Raw genomic sequence first — 23156 nt, 5'->3', positions numbered from 1 at the left:
CCTGTTGCTCTGGGAGCAGCTGCCCTCGCCTCAGCGCCCGGCATCCGATGCCGCCGAGGCGGCTGGCGGGATGTCAAAGGAGAAGGTCTTCTCGAAGACATGGGCGCCCGGCTGGCAGCGGGCGGTTTGCAGCACCTCGCTGACGGCCTGGACGATGCTGCGCTGGGCGCGTCGCTCGACACCCCGTGTGAGGCTGACGATCTCCATCGCGACGACCCGCCCATTCTTCACCGTCGCCGTGGCGCGATAGGCGGCGTGGCCGCTCCAGTCGACGACCGGGACCTTCGGGGCTTGCACGCGACAGACCTCGTCCGAACTCTCGGGCTGCTGCGCCAGCGCAGGCCCCACAAGCAGCAAGGCGCTGGCGGCGACCAGCGCGCGCAATGTCGTTGTCATCGTGGAATCTCCCTGTGAATGGCCGTCTGCGGTGAGCGCAGCCGCGCGCAATATAACGGCGCGGTCACCGGGCGCAGCACGTCAAGCCTGGGTCGGCCGGAACACCCGCACGCGGTGGCCGTCGGGGTCGGCCGTCACGGCCGTGTAGCCGAAATCCAGCGCCGTCGGCGCCTGAAGCACCGGCCAGCCGGCGGCCTGCCAGGCGGCGCAGGCGGCCTTCACTTCGGCATCGCTGGCGACGGTGATGCCGATCTCGGCGCCGCCGCCGCGCAGGCTGCTCACGGGCTGCGCGTCGTGGGCGGCCCAGAGGCCCAGCAAGGTCTTGTCGTTGAGCATGAACATCGCGAAGTTGGGGCTCTGCTCGACCGCTTCGCGGCCCAGCAGCGAGCGATAGAAGAGCACGCTTTCGGCGGGGCTGTTCACGTAGAGGATGAGGCAATCGGGTTGCATGGCGCGCTTTCGTTGAGTGAGAGCGGCCATGCTCGGTGCCATCGCTGACCGGACATGTCAGCAGCCGAGGGCGAGCGCCGGGCGGTAGTTTTCACATCGGCGCCGGTGATCCCTGATGAGGTGGGCTTTGCGTCCTTGTTGATGAGCCGGGCATGTCGCCGGGCTTCAACTCACCGGAGATCATCATGGCCGCATTGCCCGTCACCATCGCCCTGAAGAAGATCAAGTGCCGCATCGAGACCGACGAGGTCGGCTCGGACGAGCCCTATGTGCTCGTCACCGCCGTCGACCTCAGCAACCCGCTGCTGCCCAACGCCGAAGTCACGCGCTACGGCCCGTGGAGCGACGTGGACGCGGGCGAAACCCACGGCACGCAGCCGCTGCAGCCGGGCGTCAATCCGAACGACTTTCCATTTCTCGTCTGGCGCCGCAACGCCTGGGGCCCATCCGGCCAGGCCAAGGCCATCGCCAACCCGGCGAATGCCATCCTGCTCGTGTCCATGATGGAGCACGACGACGGCAAGCCGGGCACCGCACGCGAGCTGGTCAAGGCCGCCGTCGTGGGCGCGCTGGCGGCATCTGCCGGCATGACGCGGGCTCAGCGCGTCGACAAGCTGAAGGCCGACATCAATGGCGCGCTGGGCATCCCGACCGGCTTCCCCAACTTCGACGACCGTGTCGGCACCACCAAGGAAGTGCCGCTCAGCGCCAATCTGCTCAACGTGGCCGCCGGCCCCAAGACGAAGACGATCACCATCGTCGGCGACGGCGGCAAGTACGACGTGACCTTCGTCGTGACGAAAGGCTGAAGAGGCTGTGCAGGCGGCCGCCAGCCGCCTGCGCCCTACTGACTGATCACCTGCTCTTTCGGGCAGACCTTTGTCGGATCGGGGCACTTGGGCTTCTTGGGGCCGATCTGCTGGCCGCTGACGCCCTTGTTGCTGCCGACGCCACCGCCGGACCCGCCGGCGTTGGGCACCGCTCCGGTGCCGGCGCCGGTGCCCGCAGCCGTCGCGCTGGCGGCGGGCGCGGCCTTGACCTTGGGCGTTTCGGCAGCAGCTGCCTGTGCGGCCGTGTTGGCGGTCGCGACGGCCGCACCCAAGCTGAGGAGCATGCCCAGCGGATAGGCAATGAAGTTGCGCATGGAAGTCCTTTCAGTAGCGCAGCAGCGCAAGGTAGGCCGCCCGGGGTGGGCGTGTGGAAGAGGACAGCGACATCAACTCGACCCTGACTCGGGCCGCATCGGCCCGAGTGTCCAGCGCATGGCCGTACTGCGCCAGCACGGCAAGGGCGCGCGGCCGGGCATCGGCCGACAGTGCCCAGGCCGCCACGGCCGCAAGCGCCTGCGCGCGAAGGCGGTCGGGGTGGCCGGGTGGCAGGCCCAGGTCCGCCGCCGTGGCAGCGTCATCAAAGTGCTGCTTGGCGGCTGCATCCTCGCCCAGTTCAAGATGGGCCGCACCCAGCAGCGCCAGTCCCAGCCAACGGTCGGCGGGCTCGGCCGCGCCGCTGGCGTGCGCGTTCTGCAGGAGAGGCAGCGCCTGTTGTGCCCGGCCGCGCCGCAGCGCGGCTTCGCCCAGCAGCACCTGCGCGCGCCAGGCCGAGACCGAGCCCTTGATGGGTGAAAAGTGATCCCAGGCCGTTCGCAGCCGGGGCTCGGCTTCGGCCAGCTGGCCGGCGCGAAGCTCCAGCCGCGCCAGGATCAGGCCCAGCAGCGGGCGCGTGTCCGGGTCGGCAGAAGCGCTTGCATCCGCCACCGCGCGCCTGGCCTGCATCACGGCGGCCTCAGGCTCGCCGTGGTGGAACAGCGCCGTGGCCCACCAGGCGCGTGCGTAGAGCGTGTGCGTATGCACCTCACCCATCACGCGCGCCAGCGTCTGCACTGCGTCGCGCAGCAGCGGCACGGCCTGCGCGTAGCGGCCCAGTTCCACCTCCAGCGTGGCGGCTGACAGGCGCGCCACTGCGGCGTCCACCGGCCGTGCGGATTCGGTAGCCGTCGCGACCGCTTCAAACCAGCGTCGGGCCTCGCCCCACTGGCCTTGCGCACGCGCCACCGCGGCAAGCAGGTCGGCCGCCTTGACATACGCGCGGTGCTGCACCGAGTGCTTGACCTCTGCTTCCTTCACGGTCTGGGTCAGCAGCGCTCGCGCTTCGTCCAGCCGGCCCGCCTCCAGTGCCATCTCGCCCAGGCTGGCGCGCGCGAACAGTGCGAACTCGTCATTGCCCGATGAGGCCAGGTCGCGCAACAGCGGCTCGGCGAGCGCCGGTTCACCCTGGTGGCGCAGCACCGTGGCCAGCTCGAAAGCGACCTCCCGCTGCTCGCCGCTGATGCTGCGGCCCCGATGTGCGGACTGTCGTGCGGCCTGTTGACGGCTGATCTGCAGCGCTTCCCGTGCCAGCGCCGGGTCGCCGTTCTGCACCAGCAGCAAGCCCAGCGGCCGGGCCACGTCCGCCAGCAGCGCCGGGTCGTCGCCCAGGCGCCGCTTGGCCTCGGCCCAGCTGCGCCGCAGCAGCTCGATCATGGGCACCGTCGCGCTGCCCGATGCGTCGGGGCTGAGGCCGGTCAGCAGTTCCGTCAGCACGCTCTGCACGCGCCGGGTGCGCTCGGCCTCGCGAGTGGCTTCGCGCCATTGCCAGGTGGCGGCCGTCACGCCGGCGATGAGGCTGGCGAGCACCAGACCCAGCGCTGCGAGCTGCAGCCGGTAGCGCCGCGCGAACTTGGCGCTGCGATAGGCCAGGGAGTCGGGCCTGGCGGCGATGGGCCGGTGGTCCAGATGGCGGCGCACGTCATCGGCCAGGGCGCTGGCGCCGGCATAGCGCTCTTCAGGCCGCGCTTTCACCGCGCGCGCCACGATCAGCGCCAGCTCGCCGCGCAGCTTCGGCCCCGGCTCGCGCTGGCCGGTCAGCAGCAGGCAGAGCAGCCGGCCCAGCGCGTAGACGTCGGTGGCCGTGCTGACCGGCTCGCCGCGCAACTGCTCGGGCGCCGCGTATTCCGGCGTCAGGCCGGCGGCGGCTTGTCGCGTCAACTCGGGGCCGGTGTCATCGTCCAGCAGCTTGGCGACACCGAAGTCCAGCAGCTTCACCTGAGCCGCGTCGGTGACGAGGATGTTGCCGGGCTTGAGGTCACGATGCACAACGAGCTTGGCATGCGCGTGAGCCACCGCGTCGCAGACCTGCAGGAAGAGCCGCAGCCGGGCCTCGGCGTTCAGGCCCTGCGCTTCACACCACGCGTCGATGCGCTCGCCCGCCACGAGTTCCAGCACGAGGTAGCGCGTGGGCAGGCCGCCAAGACGGGCCTCGCCGATGTCCAGCAACTGGGCGATGTGCGGGTGGGTCAGCCGCGCCAGCAGCTCGCCCTCTCGGCGAAAGCGCGCCCTTGCGCCTTCGCCGCGCCAGGGGCTGTGCAAAAGCTTGATCGCGGCCTCGCCGCCGTGCGCGCCGTCGCTGCGCCGCGCACGCCAGACCTCGCCCATGCCACCGCTGCCCAGCGGCTCTACCAGTGTCCATGCGCCCAGCACCTGGCCGGCAAGCTCGGGCGCGTGGGGCATCTGCGCGGGCTCGGCGAGAAAGTCCAGCGCCTCGGCGGCGCGGTCGGCTTGGATGAGGGCTTCAAGCCGCTTGCGCTGCGCCGGTGGCAGTTCCGCCAGCAGCGCCTCGCGCTCGGCGGGGGCGGCGTCCTGCCAGGCATCGAAGGCCGCCAGCGCGTCGGCCCGGTCTTCTGTGTTCACGTCTGGAGCGCGTCGAACAGGAACGCGCGCGCCTTGCGCCAGTCGCGCTTGATCGTCGGCACCGACACGCCCAGCACCTCGGCAATCTCCTCCATCTCCAGCCCGCCGAAGAAGCGCATCTGCACCACCTGGTGCGCCCGGCCATCGGCGCGCTCCAGCGTCTGCAGCACCTCGTCGAGCTTGAGCACGTCAGGGGCGCCCAGCTGGTCCATCGCGGCGGTGGACAGCGTCACGTCCGCCACGCCGCCGCCGCGCTTGTCGGCGTTGCGTTCGCGTGCGTGGTCGACGATGACGCTGCGCATGACCTTGCTCGCGTGTGCGAAGAACTGGGCGCGGTGCAACGCTCCTTCGCGGCCCGCGCTCTTTAGCCACACCTCGTGGATGAGCGCCGCCGGCTCCAGCGTCATGGGCGCGTGGCCGGCCAGGTGGCTGCGCGCCAGGCGCTTGAGCTCGGGGTAGAGCAGCGTGTAGAGCCGGTCGCGGGCCTGCGCGTCGCCGCTGGCGAGGGCCGTCAGCAGCAGGGTGATCTCCGTCATGGGTGCCATGCTGCACGCGAGCGCGCACGCAGGGAACCCCCACCTTGGCGCGCGACAATGCGCGCCCTGTTCACCGCACCCGAACGATCATGTCCGACGCCCCCGCCACCCGCCCCGCCACTCGCCCGGATCTCCCCGACCACCTCAGCGTCGACCCGCGCAGCCCCCACCATGTCGCCGCCGTCTTCGAGCACGACATCGGCATCCGCTTCAACGGCAAGGAGCGCAACGACGTGGAGGAGTACTGCATCAGCGAAGGCTGGGTCAAGGTGCCCGCCGGCAAGACGCTGGACCGCAAGGGCCGGCCGCTGTGCATCAAGCTCAAGGGTGCGGTCGAAGCGTTTTATCGCTGAGACATCAGGATCAGCGCGGCTGCCGCCAGCAGCGCGATCCAGGCCGGATGCCGGCCGCGATTGCTCCACAGCACGAGGATCGCGCCGGCCGTGAGAGCCGCGGCAATGGCGCCCTCGACAGTACCGCCCGACGCAGCCTGGGCTGCTGGCTGCGCCAGCCACAGCAGCAGCGCTGCAAAGGCCCAGGCCATCACCGTCACGAGGTGCCAGCTCGCCCACAGGATGCGCGTCTGGAAGGCGCGCAGCACCGGCGCGCCACCGGTGGGCACGACGCCCGCTTCACGCAGGTGACGAAAGATGCGCAGCTCGCCCAGCCATGAATGCACAAGGCCGATCAGGAAGACGAGCGCCGCGGCGCCGAGCAGCCAGGCGTTCATGCCGGCCTCCGTGCGCTGAGCTTGAGCGTCAGCCCCTTCTCCGGTCGCAGCGTGACGGCCATGCGCGGCTTCGGCGCATCCGTGCCCACAGGCGCCAGCTCGAAGCGCTGCAGCACCAGGGCGGCGATCAGCGTCATCTCCAGCACCGCGAAATGCTGGCCGAGGCAGACGCGCGGGCCGATGCCGAAGGGGATGTAGGCGCCGCGCGGGATCTCCGCAGCCCCGGGCAGGAAGCGCTCGGGTTTGAAGCGCAGCGGCTCGTCCGGCCACCAGCGCGGGTCGCGGTGCAGCAGCCAGGGCGTCACGCGCACGAGGGTGCGGGCCGGCAGGCGCACGCCGCCGACGGTGATGTCGCGCTTCAGCCGCCGCGTCAGCAGACCGGCCACCGGCGGGTACAGGCGCATGGCCTCCTTCAGCGTGGCGCTCAGACAGGGCAGGGCGGCCACGTCCTCGGGCGTCGGCACGCGGCCGGCCAGCGCAGCGTCCACCTCGGCACGCACCCGGGCCTGCACCTCGGGGTGGGCGGCGAGCAGCCAGCTCCACCACAGCAGCGCCGTCGCGCTGGTCTCGTGGCCGGCCTGGAAGCTCACCATGCATTGGTCGTAGACCTCCTGCGGTGACAGCGCCTCACCCGTGGCTTCGTCGCGCAGCGCCTTCAGCATGCCGAGCAGGTCGGTCCTGCCGTCGTCACCGGCCTTGAGCCGCGCATCGATGTGGCCGGCCAGCAGGCCGTGCAGCAGCTTGCCGGCGCGGCGCTTGGCCGCCTTGCCGGGCAGGGGCAGCCAGTCGGGCAGCGTGAAGGGCCAGAACATCTCGGCCAGCGCCGTCTCGCTGAGCACCTGCACGGCCTGGGCCGCGGCGCCCGTGTCGTTGCCAATGGGCGTGCTGAACAACGTGCGCGAGATCACGTCCATCGTCAGGTGGCTGAAGAGCGCGTCCATCGCCACCTCGCCGGGGCGCACCGCGTCCAGCCCCTGCACGGCGGCCTCCGTCATCAGCGCCGCGTAGCCAGCCACTCGCTTGGGCGTGAAGGCCGGCATCAGCATGCGGCGCTGGCGCTGCCAGGTAGCGCCCTCGGTGACGAGTACCGACTGGCCCATCAGCTCGGCGAACACCTCGGGCCCGCGCTGCCAGCGCACCAGCGCGTCGGCGTGGTCCACCATGATGGCGCGCAGCAGGTCGGGGTCGAACACGTCCACGCCGCGCTCGCCCAGGATGGTCTGTGCCACCAGGTCGCCGAGCGGGCGCTGTGCAGAGATGACGGCGAGGTAGTCGCGGCGCATCGCCATCAACACGGGCAGGCCCCACCAGCGGGTGGGGTGGCTTGGGAGGTCGTTCCAGGTCGTGGCTGTCATGGAGCTGAATGCTGCGCCGCCGAGCCCGGGCGGTCTTGAACGAATGCGACACTGATCCCCCATGGATGACGCAGGCACCCATCTCTGGCTCCCACCGCTGGCCCTGGCCGGCTGCGTGCGTGGCGTGATGTTGCGCGACACGCGCGGCCGTGCGCTGAGTGCCGCAGCGCGCGAGAACTACTTCCCCGCGACGCCGCTGGTGCAGCTGTTCTGGTGGGCCGAGGGCAGCAGCGACTGGCTGGCCACGCCCGGCTTTTCAGTGCCGCCGCCTGAGCGCCGCCACGCGCCCGCCATGTTCGGCGGCCCGTTCACGCTGCCCACGCACACGCGCAGCACGGGCGACGTCCGGGCCTTCAAGCTGCTGATGCTGCCTGACGCCTTCACGGCGCTGACCGGCATTGCGCTTGACCGGCATGTGAACCGGGTCGTCGACGTGCACGAGGTGCTGCCGCCCGATTGGTGCGACTGGGCCGCGCGCATGACCGCCGCGCCGGACGACGCCGCGCGCCTGCAGTTGCTGGAAGCCTTTCTGCTGCCGCGCTGGCAGGCGCTGGGCACGCAGCAGCCAGGCCACCGCTACGCCGCCTGGACCGAGGCGCTGGCCGTGCGTGCCGCCACCAGCGCGGCCGGCCGCAGCCTGCGCCAGCTGGAGCGCCGCATCAAGGCCTGGGCCGGCCTGCCGATGCGCGAGCTGCGCGCCGTGTCGCGGGCCGAGAGCGCCTTCTACGCCGTGGCAGCCGCCGAGGGGCAGCCCGGCTTCAACTGGGCCGATATCGCCGCAGGGGCCGACTACGCCGACCAGAGCCACCTCTGCCGCGAGACGCGCCGCCTGACCGGCTTCAGCCCCGAGGACCTGCGTCGCCGCATCCAGGTCGAGGAGGCCTTCTGGGCCTACCGGCTGTGGCGATGAAGCGCCTGTTGCTGGCGCTGCTGGCGTGTTGCGCCTGGGGTTCGGCCGCCGCCGCGCCGGCCTGTCCGCAGCCGCTGCGCATCGGCTTCAACGACAGCGCCACGCCGCCCGGCCTGATGGGCCAGGGCAGCCGCTTCGCCGAGCCGCCGGGCTGGGAAGTCGTGGCCGTGCGGGATGCCCTCGAGCGCCTGGGATGCACCGCCGAACTGGTGCGATTGCCAGGCCGGCGCCTCAGCGCTTCGTTGATCCAGGGCAGCCTTGATTTCGCATTGCTCTACGGCGTCACGGCCGAACGCCTGCAGACGCTGAGCTTCCCGCTCGACGCCAGCGGCCGGCCCGACCTGGCCTGGGCGCCGGTGTTCGGCAACCTGTCGCTGTTCGGCCCTGCCGGCACCAGGCCGGATCCCGGCTGGAACGGCCGGCGCCTCGATGCACGTTGGCGCGTGGGCGTCATCGCGGGCTCTGTGCAGCAGACCGTGGCGCGGGAACGCGGCTGGCAGGTCGAAGCCGTGGCATCGCTGGATGCTGAAGTGAGCATGCTGCTGGCCGGCCGTTTCGACCTGTTGCTGACGACGCGCGAGGCGCTGCGGCCCGAGCAGCGCGCCAGCCTCGTCGAGTGGGCACCGCCGGTAGCCCGCCTGCCTTATTTCATGCCGGCATCAAGACTTTTCGCGCAACGCCAGCCGGCCTGGACGCGCGCCTTCTGGAACGAGTTCTGCAGCTCGGTGCGACGGCTGAAGCCCGATGTCCGCCCTGCCGAGTGCGGCATCGTGCCGCAGGCGACATTGCGCTGAAGCTCGCGCGAGAATCGCGGCTTCGTCTACCAACGGAGTCCACAAAATGTCCGAGACCATCGTCATCGTGTCCGCCGCCCGTACCCCCATCGGCGGCCTGCTGGGTGATTTCGCCGGCCTTGCCGGCTGGGAGCTGGGCGCGGTCGCCATCAAAGCGGCGGTCGAGCGTGCCGGCGTGCCGGGCGATGCCGTCGATGAAGTCCTGATGGGCAACTGCCTGATGGCGGGCCAGGGCCAGGCGCCCGCCCGCCAGGCCATGCGCAAGGCCGGCCTGCCCGATTCGGCCGGCGCCGTGACGCTGAGCAAGATGTGCGGCTCCGGCATGCGCGCCATGATGTTCGGCCACGACATGCTCGCGGCCGGCTCGGCCGAGGTCGTCGTGGCCGGTGGCATGGAGAGCATGACCAACGCGCCCCACCTGATGTTCGCCCGCAAGGGCATCAAGTACGGCGCCAGCGCCGTGTTCGACCACATGGCCATCGACGGCCTGGAAGACGCCTACGAACGCGGCAAGGCCATGGGCGTGTTCGCCGAGCAGTGCGTCAGCAAATACGCCTTCAGCCGCGAGGCCATGGACCAGTTCGCCATCACGTCCACGCAGCGCGCCAAGGCGGCCAACGAGAGCGGCGCCTTTGACTGGGAGATCGCGCCCGTCACGCTCAGCTCGCCCAAGGGCGACACCGTCGTCAAGTTCGACGAGCAGCCCTTCAAGGCCAAGCTCGACAAGATCCCCACGCTCAAGCCCGCCTTCAAGAAGGACGGCGCCATCACCGCCGCCACCTCGTCCAGCATCTCCGACGGCGCCGCCGCGCTGGTGCTGATGCGTGAGAGCACGGCCAAGGCACGTGGCCTCACACCGGTCGCCCGCATCGTCAGCCACTCGGTCCACGCCCAGGCGCCGGACTGGTTCACGACCGCCCCCGTCGGTGCCATCCAGAAGGCGCTGGCCAAGGCCGGCTGGCAGGCGTCCGACGTGGAGCTGTGGGAAGTGAACGAAGCCTTCGCCGCCGTGACGATGGCGGCGATGGCCGAGTTCAAGCTGCCGCATGACATCGTCAACGTCAATGGCGGCGCGGTCGCGCTGGGCCACCCCATCGGCGCCAGCGGCGCGCGCATCGTCGTCACGCTGCTGGGTGCGCTCAAGGCCCGCGGCCTCAAGCGCGGTCTGGCCGCGCTGTGCATCGGCGGCGGCGAGGCCACGGCAATGGCGGTCGAGCTGCTCTGATGCTCGGCACCCACGACCTCCCCCTGTTCGCCGCCACCGTCTTCGTCCTCAACGCGACGCCCGGCGTCGACATGGCCTACGCCGTGGCCAGCACGCTGCGTGGTGGCTGGCGCCAGGGCGTGGCGGCGGCGGTGGGCATCATGAGCGGCTGCGTGCTGCACACGCTGGCGGCGGCGTTCGGGCTGGCGGCGCTGCTGGCGACTTCGGCCGAGGCGTTTGCGGTCGTCAAGTACGTGGGTGCGGCGTATCTGCTCTACGTGGCCTGGGGCATGGCCAAGGCCGGGCTCAAGCCTGCGGCGGCGACCGATGAAGTGGCTTCGCCGCAATCACTGTGGCGCACGGCGCGGCAGGGCTTCTTCACGAATGCGCTCAACCCCAAGGTGGCGCTGTTCTTCCTCGCGCTCTTGCCGCAGTTCATCGACGCCGCCGCGCCCGACAAGACGTTGGCCTTCCTCTTCCTCGGCGCCTGGTTCATCGTCCAGGGCCTGCTCTTCATGCTGGCGCTGATCGCCCTGGTCGCGCAGCTGCGGCGTGCCCGGGCGCAGCCCTGGGTGGGGCGTGGTCTCAACCTGGGCGGCGCCGGTCTTTTCACCCTGCTCGCCGCGAAACTGGCCATCACCAAACCATGAACGTCCTCATCATCGGCGCGTCGCGCGGTCTCGGTCTTGAATTCGTCCGCCAGTACCGCGCGGCCGGCGCCCGCATCACCGCCACGGCGCGTGACGAAGCCGCGCTGGACAAGCTGCGCGAGCACGGCGCGCGCGCGTTGCAACTGGACGTGGCCGACGAGGCCAGCGCGTCGAGCCTGGCCGGGCTCATCGACGGCAACCGCTTTGACGTCGTCGTCATCAATGCGGGCGTCTACGGGCCCGACACCGCGGGCCTGGAGACGCCCACCGTGGCCGACTTCGACGCCGTCATGCACACCAATGTGCTGGGCCCCATGCGCCTGCTGCCGCAGATCGCCGAGGCGCTGGCGCCGGGCGCGCGCGTGGCCATCCTGTCGTCGCGCATGGGCTCGATCGGCCTGCGCGCCGGCACGAGCGGCTGGCTGTACCGGGCTTCCAAGGCGGCCGTGAACTCGGTCATGAAGGACGCCTCGCTGGCGTTGGCCGGCAAGGCCACCGTCATCAGCTTTCACCCCGGCTGGGTGCGCACCGACATGGGCGGTTCCGGCGCCGACATCGATGTGGCCACCAGCATTGCCGGCATGCGCACCGTGTTGGCCAGCGTCAAGCCGGGCGACTCGGGCTCGTTTTTCAATTACGACGGGCAGAGGCTGGCCTGGTAAGGGCGGGCGAGCTACCGGCAGGCACGCCGGTTGCCAGGCGTCACCGAAGCAAGGATTTGTTACCTCTGGGCATGGCGTGGCGGCTGCTAACGTCATATCCCGGGCATCGTGCTTGCTTATATTGACCGCGTCAGACGGGTCCCGAGCCGAGTCGCCCCCCAATTGAAGTACCAGGAGGAATGATGGACGCCACCCTTGCCGAAGCCGGCACCAGCACACTCGTGCGAGTGGGCGAAACCTGCGAGCGCACCGTGCGCTTCACGCGCGAAGACATCGCCACTTTTGCCCGCGTGACCGGTGACAGCAACCCGCTGCACCACGATGTGCAGGCCGCCCAGCGCGCCCGCCACGGCGAAATCATCGCCAGCGGCCAGCAGACGACGGCGTTGATGATCGGCCTTGCTGCCAGCCATTTCTCGCGCAGCGAAGACGGCCAGGAGCGCGAGCTGCTGTGCCTGAACTTCAACTTCTCGTTCAAGGCGCCGGTGTTTGCCGAGCAGGAACTGGTGCTGCACTGGCGTGTGGCCAGCGTCGAATGGAATGCCTCACTGGGCGGCTGGCTCTTCCACGCCGACGGCCGCGCCACGGTGCGCCACGCCCACCCCTGCGTCATCGGCCGTGGCACGCTGCTGGTGAAGGACGGGCAGGACTGAACGCTGCCCCTCGTCCGGTCCCGCCGCGCTGAACGCCGGCGTTCCCAGCCGGTCCCCCAGGGGGACGGCGATGCTTGCGGCGTTGAGCCGCAAGCACATCGCCAGGGCGGGCCGGCTTGGCGAACTGGAGTCGGACACAAGCAGTCCCTGCGGACTGCTTGTGCCTACGGAAGGCCATGGGCCTCTGGCCCGTGGCAGGCCCGGCGCTCGGCCCGAAAGCAGTGTTCATCCATCGAGCGACGGAACTCACTTCAGCCATGCCCTGACTTGCGCGGCCAGCGTGGCCACGTCGACCGGCTTGTCGATGTGGGCGTCGCAGCCGGCGGCGAGCGCGCGGGTCTTTTCCTCGGGCAGGGCCTGGGCGCTCATCGCCAGCACCGGCACGTCGCACAAGGCCGGGTCGGCCTTGAGGCGGCGTGTGGCCTCGTAGCCGTCGAGCACCGGCATGCGCATGTCCATCAGGACGACGTCGGGCCGGCGCGCGGCGGCGGCCTCCAGGGCGAGTTGGCCGTTGACCACCCACTCGACCTCAAAGCCGTCAGCCTCCAGCACATAGCGTGCGAGGTAGGCATTGAGGTCGTTGTCTTCCACGAGCAGGACGTGCGTCACGGCAATGCTTTCAGCTCGATGATGAAGCGCGAGCCACCGCCTTCGGCCGGCTCGTGGCGGATGCTGCCATTCATCAACCCGAGCAACTGGGCACTCAGGTAGAGCCCCAGCCCCGTGCCCTCCTGCGCGTGGGCAAGCCCGCCATCGAGTTGGCGGAAGGGCTGGAAGAGCAGGGTGCGCTGCGCCTCGGGCACGCCTGGGCCGTGGTCCCGCACGGCCATGACGAGGCGCGTGTCCTCAAGCCCCGCGCTGATTTCGACTTCGCCCTGCTCGCTGAACTTGATTGCATTGCCAATCAGGTTGAGCAGCACCTGGGTCAGCTTGAGGCGGTCGCCCCGCCAGGGCAGCGACGGCGCCATCGCCAGCGTCAGCGTGAGGCCGCGCGTCTCGGCCAGCGGCCGCAGCTGGCCGGCCACATCCGCCGCCACCGCGGCGATGTCCAGTGGCACCAGGCTCAGTTCGACGCGGCCAGCCTCGATGCGCGACAGGTCCAGCAAATCATTGATGAGGGCCAGCAGATGGCGGCCGGAACTGGCCACGAAGCCGAGCTGCCGCTCCTGCTCCGGGGTGACCGGCCCGCTGCGGCCGGTGCGCAGCAGGTCGGCAAAGCCGAGGATGGCGTTCAGCGGCGTACGCAGTTCATGGCTCATGCGTGCCAGGAATTCGGACTTGGCCCGGTCCGCGGCCTGAAGCCGGCGGTGTTCGGCAGCCGCGCGCTCGGCGGCTTTGCGCTCGGTGATGTCGTGCAGAAAGCCGACGAACAGCGCTTCGCCATCGAGGTCGAAGCGGGCGAAGCGGATCTCCACCGGCAGGTCGCGCCCGTCGGCGTGACGGGCCAGCGCTTCCACGCCGCGCCAGTTCAGCTGCTTTTCGCCCGTGGACATGTGGCGGGCGAGCCCGGCAACGTGCGGCGCACGCAGCGCCTCGGGTTGCAATACGGACAGCGGCTGGCCGGCAAGACTGCCGGGCGCATGGCCCAGCATCGTGTGGATGGCCGGGTTGGCAAAGCGGATCTGGCTGTCGACGTCGATGATGACGGCCCCGTCGATGCTGGTCTCCCACAGCGAGCGGAACAGCGCCTCGCTGCGCAGCAAGGCCTGGCTGGCGGCCTGGTCCTGGCGGGCGCGGCGCAGCACCAGGCCGGCGGCGATCAGGCCGAAGAGTAGGGCGCAGACGATCAGCAGGCCGTTCAACACGGTGCCGGTGAGCCGTGCTGCCAGGCTCAGGCTGTCGGAGAAGGCCTGCTCCATCGGCGTCAACCGCGCATCCAGCGCCAGCACGCGGGGCTGCAGCGCGGCACGGTCGGCGGCGGGCAGGGCGCGGGCCTGGTAGGCCAGCGCGGTCAGCTCGGCGATCAACTTGTCGGCCTCGCGCCAGATGGCCACGGAGTCGGCCATGTAGGGCAGGCTGCGGCAGCAGCGGTAGAGCCGCACCATGCCGGGCGCGTCGTCCGCATGGTTGCGCCCGTCAATGAAAGCTTGGACGGCTTCGGCGTCGTGGTCGCTGCCGCGATCCATCGCCTCGCGGGCGCGTCGGTCGCTCAGCGGCACGGCGATCTCGCGCTCGAACACCTGGAACTGCGCCGCGTCACCGGACTGCAGATACATCAACAAGGCCAGCGTGGCGCTCTTCTGCGCGCGCGACCACTGGCTCTCGCCGGTCACATAGGCACGCGCCGCCGACAGCGAGGTCACGGCGAACAAGCCCAGCGCGGCCAGCAGCACCGCCATCACGATCAACAACCAGGCCACGCGCCGCGCGCCACGTGGCAGCGCGGCAGGCGGAGTGAAAGCAGGGGCGGAACTCACCATGACCCAGTATGCACAGCGACTGCCGCCGGCGGAACCTCTGGCGTGCCGACGGGAAAACTCACCTGCATTGCCGGCTTGACGCCTGCTTATGCTGCCGGCCGTGAGGGAGGACGCGCCGATGCGCCGTGTGTTCAAGGTGCTGGGCCGTTTGGGGCTCGGTCTGCTGGGGCTGTTGTTGCTGCTGGCACTGGCTTGGGTGGCCAGCAACGGCCGCTGGGCCGATGCGGCGCCGCAGCCGGTGCCGCCGGAGCTGCTGTTGCGGCCGGTGCATGTGGCGCCTGAGCACAACGCCTTCGTCGCCGTGCAGGGATGGGATGCGCCGGATGGCGCCGACATCCTCGCCGCTGGCCAGGCCGCGTTGAAGGGATTGCCGCCGCCCGCTGGCGACCGGCTGCGCTTGCCGACGGGCGAGTTGTGGAACTGCCGTGCCAGCAGGAGCGACTGCGCCAGGCTTTGGCACGACCAGGCGGCGGCGCTGCGCCAGGAGTTGGGCACGGCCGCCGTGCTCGGCGAGCGCTGCGAGCGCATTGCGCAGATGCTGGCCTGGGAGGAGGAGGCGTGGCCGCTGCGACCCGACGATGGACCGCTGGCCACTCGGCCCTTCGCGGCCCTGCCCATGCCGCGCTTGGCCGGCCTGACCTCGTGCGTGCGCTGGCTCGGCATGCAGGCCGTGCTGGAAAAGGACGACAGCCGCGCGCTCGCGCTGCTGGCCCGTGCCGACGAACTCGCCCGCCGCGCGTTGCAGGGTTCACGCAGCCTCATCGGCACGATGATCGGATTGACCGCGGTGCAGAACAACTGGGTGCTCGCAGGTGACGTGATTGCCTTGCGGGGCCTGGATCGCGCCGAATTGGTGGCGCTGCTGAAGCCGCTGCCGGCGCTCACGCTCAGCCCGCGCAACTGGATTCCCCACGAGGCCCAGTACGGCCGCGGGGTGATCAGCGACCTGGTGGACCCGGTGCGCGGCTGCCACCAGGCGAAGGACGCGGAGGGCAGGCCGGCGGTGTCGTGGCTGGACCGTCAGCTGTGCCGGTTCGCGCTGGGTTCGATGCCCGAGCAGAGCCGGCAAGACAGTGACGCCCGCTGGGTGGGGCGCCTGGCGACGGTGCCGGCAGCGGGGCCGGCCGCGTGTGAAGCCTTGCAGACGGAGCCCTGGGTCGAAACCCCCACACCCTGGCCCGTCTGGCGGAACACGGTGACGCACTGGCTGCTCGACACGGCGGGCGGTCACCTGACGGGCTACGTTGCCCGCCAGGTTGATCTGGAACTGCTGCGCCAGACGCTGCTCGCGACGGTCCAGCGCCAGCCTTTGCCGGGTGCGGTTCGCATCGAGCGCACTGCGCAAGGCCAGCACTTTGCGGGCTGCCAGGCGCGGCTGGGCGTGAACGGCATGCGCGACCCGATCAGGCTGCCGGCGCTGTAGGGTCAGCTCGCGCGGCTGGACAATGGCTCACCCCCAAAACCACAGGTCGAGCTCACCATGCTCTTATCCGAAGACCACCTCGCCGTGCAAGACGCCATCCGCGCCTTCGTGCAGGCCGAGATCGCCCCCCACGCCGCCGCCTGGGACAAGAACCACCACTTCCCGGCCGAGCAGCTGAAGGGTCTCGCGAGCCTTGGCTGCTACGGCGTGGCCGTGCCCGCTGAGTGGGACGGCGCGGGGCTGGACTACCTGGCCCTGGCCGTCATCCTCGAAGAGATCGCCGCCGGCGATGGCGGCACCAGCACGGTCGTCAGCGTCAACAACTGCCCGGTCTGCTCCATCCTGATGGGCTTTGGCAATGCGGACCAGAAGGAGAGCTTCCTCAAGCCGCTCGCGCGCGGTGACATGCTGGGCGCCTTCTGCCTGACCGAGCCGCACGTCGGCTCCGAGGCCGGCGGCCTGCGCACCACGGCTGTTCGTGAGGGTGACGACTACGTGCTCAACGGCGTCAAGCAGTTCATCACCAGCGGCAAGCATGGCGACGTCGCCATCGTCATGGCCGTGACCGACAAGGCCGCCGGCAAGAAGGGCATCAGCGCCTTCCTCGTGCCCACCACCACGCCGGGCTACACGGTCGCGCGCATCGAGGAGAAGATGGGCCAGCACAGCAGCGACACGGCGCAGATCCTGTTCGAGAACTGCCGCGTGCCTGCCGCCAACCGGCTGGGCGACGAAGGCCAGGGTTTGAAGATCGCGCTGTCGGGCCTGGAGGGCGGGCGCATCGGCATCGCGTCCCAGTCGGTCGGCATGGCGCGTGCGGCGTTTGAAGCGGCGCTGCGCTACAGCCGTGACCGTGTCACCTTCGGCCAGCCGATCTTTCAGCATCAGGCCGTGCAGTTCAAGCTGGCGGACATGGCCACGCAGATCGAAGCCGCGCGCCAGCTGATCTGGCATGCCGCCAGTCTGAAAGACGCTGGCCGGCCGTGCCTGAAGGAGGCGGCCATGGCCAAGCTCTTCGCCAGCGAGATGGCCGAGCGCGTCTGCTCCGACGCCATCCAGATCCACGGCGGCTACGGCTACCTCAGCGACTTCCCCGTCGAGCGAATCTACCGCGATGTGCGGGTGTGCCAGATCTACGAGGGCACGAGCGAGGTGCAGAAGATCCTGATCGGGCGGGCGCTGGCCGCAGGCTGAGCGAGGCGCGCCGTGGACTCGGCCGCTGGGGCGCTACCGGCTCCCGGGCGCCACGGTGCGGCGCTCAGCCGGTCCACCCCACCGGACCTGCTGTCGCCACGCATGCTCCACCCGCCCGTTCTCCACGCTGCGGTGTTCGGCGAAGAAGTGCGACGGTGAGCCGCCGTAGCAGCGCCGCCAGACGCGAGCGAGGTGGGCGGAGTCGGTGAAGCCGGCGATCTGGGCCACCTCGGTGAGCGGCCGGCCGCTGCCGTAGAGGCCGGCGGCCTGCCGGATCTTCACGGACAGCGCGTATTGCCGCACCGTGATGCCCAACGCTTCAACGAAGCTGCGCGATGCGCGCGTGGCCGACATGCCGACCGGCTGGCCCAGGGCGGCCAGGCTCAGGCCCGGGTCCAGCCGCAGCGCCGCCATCATCTGCACCACGCGAGGGTCGGGCGGCTCATGGCGGCCGAGGCTGTCCGCCAGGTCGCCGATCTGCAACTGCAACGCGGCCTGGAGCTGGCGGCCGCTGCGGGCCTGCAGCGCAAAGGACTCGGCGCAGGCCAGCAGGCCGGTGAAGCGCTGGTCGTCGAGGGCGAGCACCGGCTCGGCGCCGGCCGGGCGGCTGAACGCGCTGTACCGGGGGTGCAGGGGCTCCAGGTCGATCAGCACCGCCGGCTGGCCGGCCGAGGCCATGTGGCGCGCCACGAACGGCCGCACGGCGAGCAGCCGGCCCTGCCACCGCCGGCCGGCGACGGTGACGGTCAGCGGCTCGGCGGTCAGCGCGCAGGCGAGGGTGACGGAGTGCCGGCAGACGCTGGAGTCCAGCGCCGGCGCGGCGTAGATGAAGCAGTCGCCCAGCAGGCCCAGGCGTGTCGCGGCAAGGGTTTCGGTCATCGGGCCGCGATGCTCCGAGACCCGCCGGCAGGTGTCAACGGCGCGCTGTCCCCCGTTCAAGGTCGTAGCGGGCCTGCGCCCGCATCGCCTTGTGCTCCATGCTGAGCGACGCATCGGTTTCATCGCGCATCAACTGCAGCAGCCGGCGCGCCACCGCGTCGTCCTCGCCGAACAGGCGCTGCGCAGCGTCGGCGCCGAAGTGGCTGACGCGCAGCGCCTGCATCGCATCGAGCTGGGCCAGGCCCTCCTCGGGCACCAGCGGCGCTTCGCCGGGCGGGAAGGCCGCGCGTTGGGCTGCCTGGTAGCCGTCCAGGCGGGTGACGAGGTCGCGCGCCCTTACGGCGGCGGCCGGCGGCAGCACGGCCAGCTCGGCGTCGAGGCGGGCGGCCAGGTCCGGCCCGTCGTGCAGCGCCAGCAGCTCCTCGGCGCGCAGCCGCAATGCGCTGTCCACAACCAGCTTGCCCTGAGCATCGGTGCGGAAGGCGCCCGCAGATGGCGGCACGGCAGTCGTCGCCGTGGCGATGGGTGCCATGTCGACGGCTGCCGTGGCGGCCGATGCCGCAGCCTCACGCGGCAGGGGTGTTGCGGCCCACGGGAAGGCGGTGCCGCCCGGCTCAGCCACCGCGCCCGTTGGCTGAGTGCGCTGCCATCCGACGAAGGCGAGCGCGCCCAGCAGGCAGGCAGCCACCACGGCCAGCAGCGGCCAGCGACGCTTGGACCGCATCACCGCGCTCAGTACGGGCAGTTCTGGCTGTAGCGGTCGAACACCGCGGAGGTCGCATACGCCTGGTGCGGCGCGCCGCAGAGGAAAGGCGAGTAGCGCGTGTCGGCGTCCACGAAGCGCTTCATCCAGGCCACGCCGTAGCGGCCGATGGGCGTGTTGGTGCTGTTGGGCGTGAAGTGGCTGGCGCCGTTCAGTTCGGCATAGGCCTTGAAGGTGGTGGCCGGCAGGCTGGCGTAGAACGGCCGCGCATGGCTGGCGACGCGGGCGACGGTGTCGCCGTCGGAGCCGACGATCAGCGTCGGCACGGTCACGCCGGAGAAGTTGGTGCTGCTGTTCCACGGCGTCAGCGGCAGCGCGGCTTTCAGCGTCGGGTTGTTCCGCGCCGCGATCAGCGCGCCGCCGCCGCCCATCGAGTGGCCGGCCACGGCCAGCCGGCTGCTGTCCACGCGGGCACGCACGGTGCTGCTCGAGCTGTTGACGACGTGGTTGAGCGCCGCCATCAGCTGCGTGGCGCGGCTGGCCGGCTGGTCATAGGTGCTGTTGGTGTTGATGGTGATCACCACCAGACCGTGCGTGGCCAGGCGCCGGCCGAGCCAGGCGATGGACGACTGGGTGGCGGTGAAGCCCGGGCTGATGGCGACGACGCCGTACTGGCCGCTGGTCGTCGGGTAATAGATGGTGCCGCCACCGAAGCCGCGCGGCAGGCTCACCGACGAGGTCGACACGCTGAACGCGCCGGCGGCGGCGTTGAGGCTGGCCGAAGTCGGGTCCGGGCCGATCTGCGCGGAGGCCGCGCTGGCGAGGCCGAGGGCGGCCGACACTGCAGCCGACACTGCGGTGATGTGCAGGGCACGGCCCAGCGAGACGGGCTGTTTCATGGAGACTCCTGTGGGGGGTGGGACGCGCGGCAGTCTAGGAAAGGACGGCGGCGCAGGCTTGTACGCAGCGCACCACCAGCCCCCTAGAAACGCCTGCGGCAAACCCTCCCCGCCCTCGCGCTGGGGCGCCGGCTTGGCAAACCGGTATCGGGCACCTAATTTTTTTCATCGTTCGCCTGGCTCGCTGCGCCCGCCGCGGCCGGACGGGGCGGCACAGAATCCGCCGCCCCGCCACTCCGACTGCCGCGCATGACTTCATTCCGCCTGCCTCCCCGTTTTGTCTCGTCGCTGCTGCTGGCCTGCGCTGCCCTGACGGCCGATGCCCAGGCACCCGCCACGCCGGCCGACCCGCCCGACACCGCGGTCAGCGGCCCGTGGCCAGCGCTGAAGGAGGAGGTGGCCTCGCTGCCCGATCACGTCGTCTACCGCCCGGCGAAGCTCGCGGACGTCAAGCCGGGGCAACTCGGCCTCTATGTCTTCGGCAACGGCGCCTGCTCCGACGACGGCGCCAGCTCCCGCATGCACCTGCTCGAGATCGCATCCCACGGCTACGTGGCCGTGGCGCTCGGCCGCATCCGTTCAGGCCCCGGCGTCACGGCGCCGCCGCAGCCTCAGCCGCCGCGCCAGCTCGATGCCGAAGGCCGGCCGGTCTTCCCGCCGCCGCCCACGAGCTACACCGGCCTGCTCGCGGCCATCGACTGGGCGCTGGCGCAGAACGCCGACGCCAAGAGCCCTTATTTCGGCAGGTTAGACGCGAAGGCCATCGCCGTCTCGGGCTTCAGCTGCGGCGGCATCCAGGCCCTGCGCGTGGCGCCCGATCCGCGCGTGAAGACGGTCGTCGTCATGAACAGCGGCCTCTTCATCCCCGGCACCGGCATCAAGCACGTGGAGATGGACCAGCCCAAGTCGCTGCTCGACCAGCTGCACACGCCGACGCTCTACGTGCTCGGCGGCCCGAGCGACATCGCCTACGCCAACGGCATGGACGACTTCGCCCGCATCGGTCATGTGCCGGTCGCCGTTGCGAACCTGCTCGGCGTGGGTCACGGCGGCACCTACATGCAGCCTCACGGCGGCAAGGCGGCTGCCGCCGTAGTGGCGTGGCTGGACTGGCAGCTGCGCGGCGACAAGCAGGCCGCGCGCGCCTTCATCGGCCCGCAGTGCGGCCTGTGCACCGACGCGGCCTGGGAGCTGCGCAAGAAGAAGATCGACTGACAGGGGCGCAGCGGGCGCGGCAGCGAGGTCAGCGCAAGGGCACGGTCAGCGAATTCGTGAATTCGTGAATTCGTGAATTCGCGGAAGTTCAGTCGAGGGCTGAGTTGCCTGCATGACCAAAGGGCTTTTGACCTAACCGCAGCGGCAACGCCACAGCGGTATGGCGCCCGGCCACCACAAGCCCATGGTGTTGCCGAGCACCTCCCATCAGCGTTGGCGCCGCGTGTAGATGGCCTAGTGAGATTCTTGTCGGAACTTGCGGCTGTTGGCCGTACGGTTTTTCCCCTTAAGGCACATAGCCGTCATCCGTGATCGCGCGCGCTGCCGGCTTGGCGGCCCCGGCAACGTCAAACAACAACGGCCGATTCCCCCGCGCAATGGGAAAGCCCGACAGCCACGTGCTGTTGTCCGCAATGCCCCAGGTGGTGACGCTCTGCAGGCTGGCGTGCCGCTTGAAGACGTTGAACAGCGCGCGGTACTGCAGGGCCTGCGCCTTGAGGGCGGCGGCCAGCAGCGTGGGGTCGCCGGTGATGTCGGCCGCGCAGCCGGTGCGGCTCGCGAAGCAGGAGCCGGGGTCGTTGTAGAGCGACACGTCCAGCTCGGTGACGTGGTTGACGAGGCCCTTGTTGGCCACGCTGCGCAGCGCGTTGTCGACATTGGCGGCCGTGGGCGACGCAGTGCTGACGTGCAGCTGGTGGCCCACGCCGTCGAGCGGTGCACCCCGGGCCTGCAGGTCGGCGACGATGGTCATCAGTCGCGAGAGCTTGGCCGGGTCTTCGGTGCCGTAGTCGTTGATGAAGAGCTTGGCATCGGGGTCGGCGGCCCGGGCGGCTCGCAGTGCGTGCTCGATGTAGTCGGGCCCGAGGATCTGCAGCCAACGGGAGTTGCGCCAGGCCGAACCGGCGTCGTCACTGGTGCACTCGTTGACGACGTCCCAGCAGGCGACCTTGCCCTTGAAATGCGTCACCACGTCGCGGATGTAGGTCTCGAGCCGGGCGCGCACCTCGGCCGCCGTGCCGGTGAAGAACCAGTCGGGCGTCTGCGAGTGCCAGCACAGCGTGTGGCCGCGCACGACCATGCCGTTGGCGGCTGCGAAGCTGGCCAGCTCGTCCGCCGTCGTCCAGTTGTAGACACCGGGCGAGATGCCGAGGCTGGCCGGCTTGAAGCAGTTTTCGCCGGTGATCGAGTTGGCGTGCTTCAGGATCACCGGATTGGCGATCGCGTTCTTGTAGCTGCCGGGGTCGGCGGCCATGCCGATCTTGAAGTTGGCGGCGAAGTGCGTTTTCAGCGCGGGGACATCTGCAGGCGCAGGCGCTGGTGCAGGGGCCGGCGCAGGGCTGGGCGCAGCGCCCGTGCTGCCACCGCCGCCGCAGGCGCTCAGCACGGGGAGGGCCAGGCCGCCCAGCAGCAGGCGGCGACGGTCAGGAAGAGCTCCAGGCATGACTGCGCCCCTCAACCGGCGAGCGAGGCAAAGGCCTGCGACAACACCGCGCCCGATGCCGCAAGCGCCTCGCGCTCGGCCGCATCCATGGCCGGCGCCATCACCTGCACTGCCCCGCCCGCGCCCACCAGCGCCGGCAGCGACAACGCCACGCCGTCGCTCTGCACGCGGCTGACCGGCAGCAGCCGGTGCTCGTCGCCGACGATGCAGCCGATCAGTTCGGTCGTGACCAGGCCGATGGCGTGGTTGGTGGCGCCTTTGCGCTGGATGACCTCGTAGGCGGCGCGGCGCACGGCCTGGGCCAGCGCCGCCTCTTCACTCACCTGCCAGCCCGGCCAGTCGCGCAGCGGCACGCCGCCCACGCGGGCACCCGACCACAGCGGCACGGACGAGTCGCCATGCTCGCCCACCACCTGCGCGTGCACCGACTGCGGCGCCACGCCCAGGCGCAGTGCCAGCCGCTCGCGCAGCCGTGCGGTGTCCAGCAGCGTGCCGGTGCCGATGACGCGCTCCGGCGGCAGCCCGCTGGCGTCGGTGACCACGCGGGTCAGGATGTCGACCGGGTTGGTCACGACGATGACGATGCCGCCAAAGCCCGCCAGCCCGCGGCCGATATCGGCCGCGATGCGGGCGTTGTCGCGCAGCAGGTCCAGCCGGCTCTCGTTCGGCCGGCCGTTGCGGCCCGCAGCCAGCACGACGATGTCGGCCTCGCGCATCTGCGCCAGCGGCACGGCGCTGACCGCGCAGCGCGGGTAGAAGGCCGCACCGTCGGCCAGGTCCATGGCCTCGCCCTCGGCGACCGCGCCGCGCGGGTCGTAGAGCCAGAGCTCCCGCGCATGCCCGGCCAGCAGCGTGGAGAACGCGACGCTGGTGCCGACCCAGCCCGTGCCGATGATGCCGATGCGTGCCTTCATGCC

General features: G+C 70.7%; 25 protein-coding genes. 11 read left to right on the top strand and 14 right to left on the bottom strand.

From position 1 onward, the window contains the following. Positions 1–30: 30 nt before the first annotated feature. Together AC0IZJ_RS24175 and AC0IZJ_RS24170 are read right to left on the bottom strand one after the other, a co-directional pair. Entirely contained in the window at positions 31–396 is a 366-nt protein-coding gene (locus AC0IZJ_RS24175; RefSeq protein WP_471854137.1) for a hypothetical protein, read from the bottom strand. Between the two features lie 81 nt (positions 397–477). Beyond that, on the bottom strand, positions 478–846 hold the full coding sequence (locus AC0IZJ_RS24170; RefSeq protein WP_471854135.1) for a VOC family protein: 369 nt from the start codon (positions 844–846) through the stop codon (positions 478–480). Between the two features lie 185 nt (positions 847–1031). Here AC0IZJ_RS24170 and AC0IZJ_RS24165 point away from each other — a divergent pair, with 185 nt between their 5' ends. After that, positions 1032–1655: a hypothetical protein gene (locus AC0IZJ_RS24165; RefSeq protein ID WP_471854133.1), complete on the top strand. Its 624-nt coding sequence runs from the start codon at positions 1032–1034 to the stop codon at positions 1653–1655. 35 nt (positions 1656–1690) lie between these two features. Here the strand turns inward: AC0IZJ_RS24165 and AC0IZJ_RS24160 are convergent, their stop codons facing one another. The 3 genes from AC0IZJ_RS24160 to AC0IZJ_RS24150 are packed head-to-tail and all read right to left on the bottom strand — an operon-like array spanning position 1691 to position 5107. After that, positions 1691–1990, bottom strand: coding sequence for a hypothetical protein (locus AC0IZJ_RS24160; protein WP_471854131.1), 300 nt, complete (start codon positions 1988–1990; stop codon positions 1691–1693). A gap of 10 nt (positions 1991–2000) precedes the next feature. After that, positions 2001–4571: a protein kinase domain-containing protein gene (locus AC0IZJ_RS24155; RefSeq protein ID WP_471854129.1), complete on the bottom strand. Its 2571-nt coding sequence runs from the start codon at positions 4569–4571 to the stop codon at positions 2001–2003. After that, complete coding sequence (locus AC0IZJ_RS24150) at positions 4568–5107, bottom strand: ECF-type sigma factor (protein ID WP_471854127.1); 540 nt, start codon at positions 5105–5107, stop codon at positions 4568–4570. Before AC0IZJ_RS24150 ends, AC0IZJ_RS24155 begins: the two co-directional genes overlap by 4 nt. An 89-nt stretch (positions 5108–5196) precedes the next feature. On the opposite strand from AC0IZJ_RS24150, the gene AC0IZJ_RS24145 reads away from it, so the two are divergent. Beyond that, entirely contained in the window at positions 5197–5460 is a 264-nt protein-coding gene (locus AC0IZJ_RS24145) for a DUF3297 family protein (RefSeq protein WP_471854125.1), read from the top strand. On the opposite strand, the gene AC0IZJ_RS24140 is transcribed toward AC0IZJ_RS24145, so the two are convergent. Then, on the bottom strand, positions 5451–5837 hold the full coding sequence (locus AC0IZJ_RS24140; protein ID WP_471854123.1) for a hypothetical protein: 387 nt from the start codon (positions 5835–5837) through the stop codon (positions 5451–5453). The genes AC0IZJ_RS24145 and AC0IZJ_RS24140 overlap by 10 nt on opposite strands. Then, complete coding sequence (locus AC0IZJ_RS24135) at positions 5834–7192, bottom strand: cytochrome P450 (RefSeq protein WP_471854121.1); 1359 nt, start codon at positions 7190–7192, stop codon at positions 5834–5836. The genes AC0IZJ_RS24140 and AC0IZJ_RS24135 overlap by 4 nt, the downstream gene beginning before the upstream one ends. 61 nt (positions 7193–7253) lie before the next feature. Between AC0IZJ_RS24135 and AC0IZJ_RS24130 the strand changes: the two genes are divergently transcribed. From AC0IZJ_RS24130 to AC0IZJ_RS24105, 6 genes are all read left to right on the top strand, one after another. Next, on the top strand, positions 7254–8102 hold the full coding sequence (locus tag AC0IZJ_RS24130) for an AraC family transcriptional regulator (RefSeq protein ID WP_471854120.1): 849 nt from the start codon (positions 7254–7256) through the stop codon (positions 8100–8102). Continuing rightward, positions 8099–8896 (top strand): hypothetical protein, encoded by a 798-nt coding sequence (locus tag AC0IZJ_RS24125; protein ID WP_471854119.1) that lies wholly within the window; start codon positions 8099–8101, stop codon positions 8894–8896. Before AC0IZJ_RS24130 ends, AC0IZJ_RS24125 begins: the two co-directional genes overlap by 4 nt. A 46-nt stretch (positions 8897–8942) precedes the next feature. After that, positions 8943–10121, top strand: a complete 1179-nt coding sequence (locus AC0IZJ_RS24120) for an acetyl-CoA C-acyltransferase (protein WP_471854118.1) — start codon at positions 8943–8945, stop codon at positions 10119–10121. Next, a complete protein-coding gene (locus AC0IZJ_RS24115) occupies positions 10121–10750 on the top strand; it encodes a LysE family translocator (RefSeq protein ID WP_471854117.1) in 630 nt (209 codons plus the stop codon). The genes AC0IZJ_RS24120 and AC0IZJ_RS24115 overlap by 1 nt, the downstream gene beginning before the upstream one ends. Further along, entirely contained in the window at positions 10747–11412 is a 666-nt protein-coding gene (locus tag AC0IZJ_RS24110; RefSeq protein WP_471854116.1) for an SDR family oxidoreductase, read from the top strand. Before AC0IZJ_RS24115 ends, AC0IZJ_RS24110 begins: the two co-directional genes overlap by 4 nt. Positions 11413–11594: 182 nt before the next feature. Continuing rightward, positions 11595–12065 carry a MaoC family dehydratase gene (locus AC0IZJ_RS24105; protein WP_471854115.1) on the top strand — a complete coding sequence of 157 codons (471 nt, stop codon included), beginning with the start codon at positions 11595–11597 and terminating at the stop codon, positions 12063–12065. 246 nt (positions 12066–12311) lie between these two features. Here AC0IZJ_RS24105 and AC0IZJ_RS24100 read toward each other — a convergent pair whose 3' ends face one another. Continuing rightward, the gene (locus tag AC0IZJ_RS24100; protein ID WP_471854114.1) at positions 12312–12674 is read right to left on the bottom strand and encodes a response regulator; all 363 of its coding nucleotides are present in this window, start codon (positions 12672–12674) and stop codon (positions 12312–12314) included. Continuing rightward, positions 12671–14425: a sensor histidine kinase gene (locus AC0IZJ_RS24095; RefSeq protein ID WP_471854113.1), complete on the bottom strand. Its 1755-nt coding sequence runs from the start codon at positions 14423–14425 to the stop codon at positions 12671–12673. The genes AC0IZJ_RS24100 and AC0IZJ_RS24095 overlap by 4 nt, the downstream gene beginning before the upstream one ends. 178 nt (positions 14426–14603) lie before the next feature. Between AC0IZJ_RS24095 and AC0IZJ_RS24090 the strand changes: the two genes are divergently transcribed. Both AC0IZJ_RS24090 and AC0IZJ_RS24085 read left to right on the top strand, forming a co-directional pair. Then, positions 14604–15908 carry a hypothetical protein gene (locus tag AC0IZJ_RS24090; RefSeq protein WP_471854112.1) on the top strand — a complete coding sequence of 435 codons (1305 nt, stop codon included), beginning with the start codon at positions 14604–14606 and terminating at the stop codon, positions 15906–15908. A 57-nt stretch (positions 15909–15965) separates the two neighbouring features. Beyond that, a complete protein-coding gene (locus tag AC0IZJ_RS24085; protein WP_471854111.1) occupies positions 15966–17102 on the top strand; it encodes an acyl-CoA dehydrogenase family protein in 1137 nt (378 codons plus the stop codon). Positions 17103–17135: 33 nt separating this feature from the next. On the opposite strand, the gene AC0IZJ_RS24080 is transcribed toward AC0IZJ_RS24085, so the two are convergent. Genes AC0IZJ_RS24080 through AC0IZJ_RS24070 form a run of 3 tightly spaced genes read right to left on the bottom strand, consistent with a single transcriptional unit; the run spans position 17136 to position 19583 of the window. After that, the gene (locus AC0IZJ_RS24080) at positions 17136–17981 is read right to left on the bottom strand and encodes a helix-turn-helix domain-containing protein (RefSeq protein ID WP_471854110.1); all 846 of its coding nucleotides are present in this window, start codon (positions 17979–17981) and stop codon (positions 17136–17138) included. Between the two features lie 34 nt (positions 17982–18015). Continuing rightward, the gene (locus tag AC0IZJ_RS24075; RefSeq protein ID WP_471854109.1) at positions 18016–18705 is read right to left on the bottom strand and encodes a lipase secretion chaperone; all 690 of its coding nucleotides are present in this window, start codon (positions 18703–18705) and stop codon (positions 18016–18018) included. Between the two features lie 8 nt (positions 18706–18713). Beyond that, the gene (locus AC0IZJ_RS24070; protein ID WP_471854108.1) at positions 18714–19583 is read right to left on the bottom strand and encodes an alpha/beta hydrolase family protein; all 870 of its coding nucleotides are present in this window, start codon (positions 19581–19583) and stop codon (positions 18714–18716) included. A gap of 249 nt (positions 19584–19832) precedes the next feature. Here AC0IZJ_RS24070 and AC0IZJ_RS24065 point away from each other — a divergent pair, with 249 nt between their 5' ends. Beyond that, positions 19833–20798: an alpha/beta hydrolase gene (locus tag AC0IZJ_RS24065; protein WP_471854107.1), complete on the top strand. Its 966-nt coding sequence runs from the start codon at positions 19833–19835 to the stop codon at positions 20796–20798. A gap of 286 nt (positions 20799–21084) precedes the next feature. Here the strand turns inward: AC0IZJ_RS24065 and AC0IZJ_RS24060 are convergent, their stop codons facing one another. Together AC0IZJ_RS24060 and AC0IZJ_RS24055 are read right to left on the bottom strand one after the other, a co-directional pair. Then, complete coding sequence (locus AC0IZJ_RS24060; RefSeq protein ID WP_471854106.1) at positions 21085–22239, bottom strand: endo-1,4-beta-xylanase; 1155 nt, start codon at positions 22237–22239, stop codon at positions 21085–21087. 11 nt (positions 22240–22250) lie between these two features. Beyond that, complete coding sequence (locus tag AC0IZJ_RS24055) at positions 22251–23153, bottom strand: lactate/malate family dehydrogenase (protein ID WP_471854104.1); 903 nt, start codon at positions 23151–23153, stop codon at positions 22251–22253. Positions 23154–23156: the final 3 nt, after the last annotated feature.

The sequence above is a fragment of the Roseateles sp. AC306 genome (genome assembly GCF_979253795.1).
The sequence above is the reverse complement of the archived record's forward strand: the minus strand, read 5'-3'. Positions and strand labels throughout refer to the sequence as shown.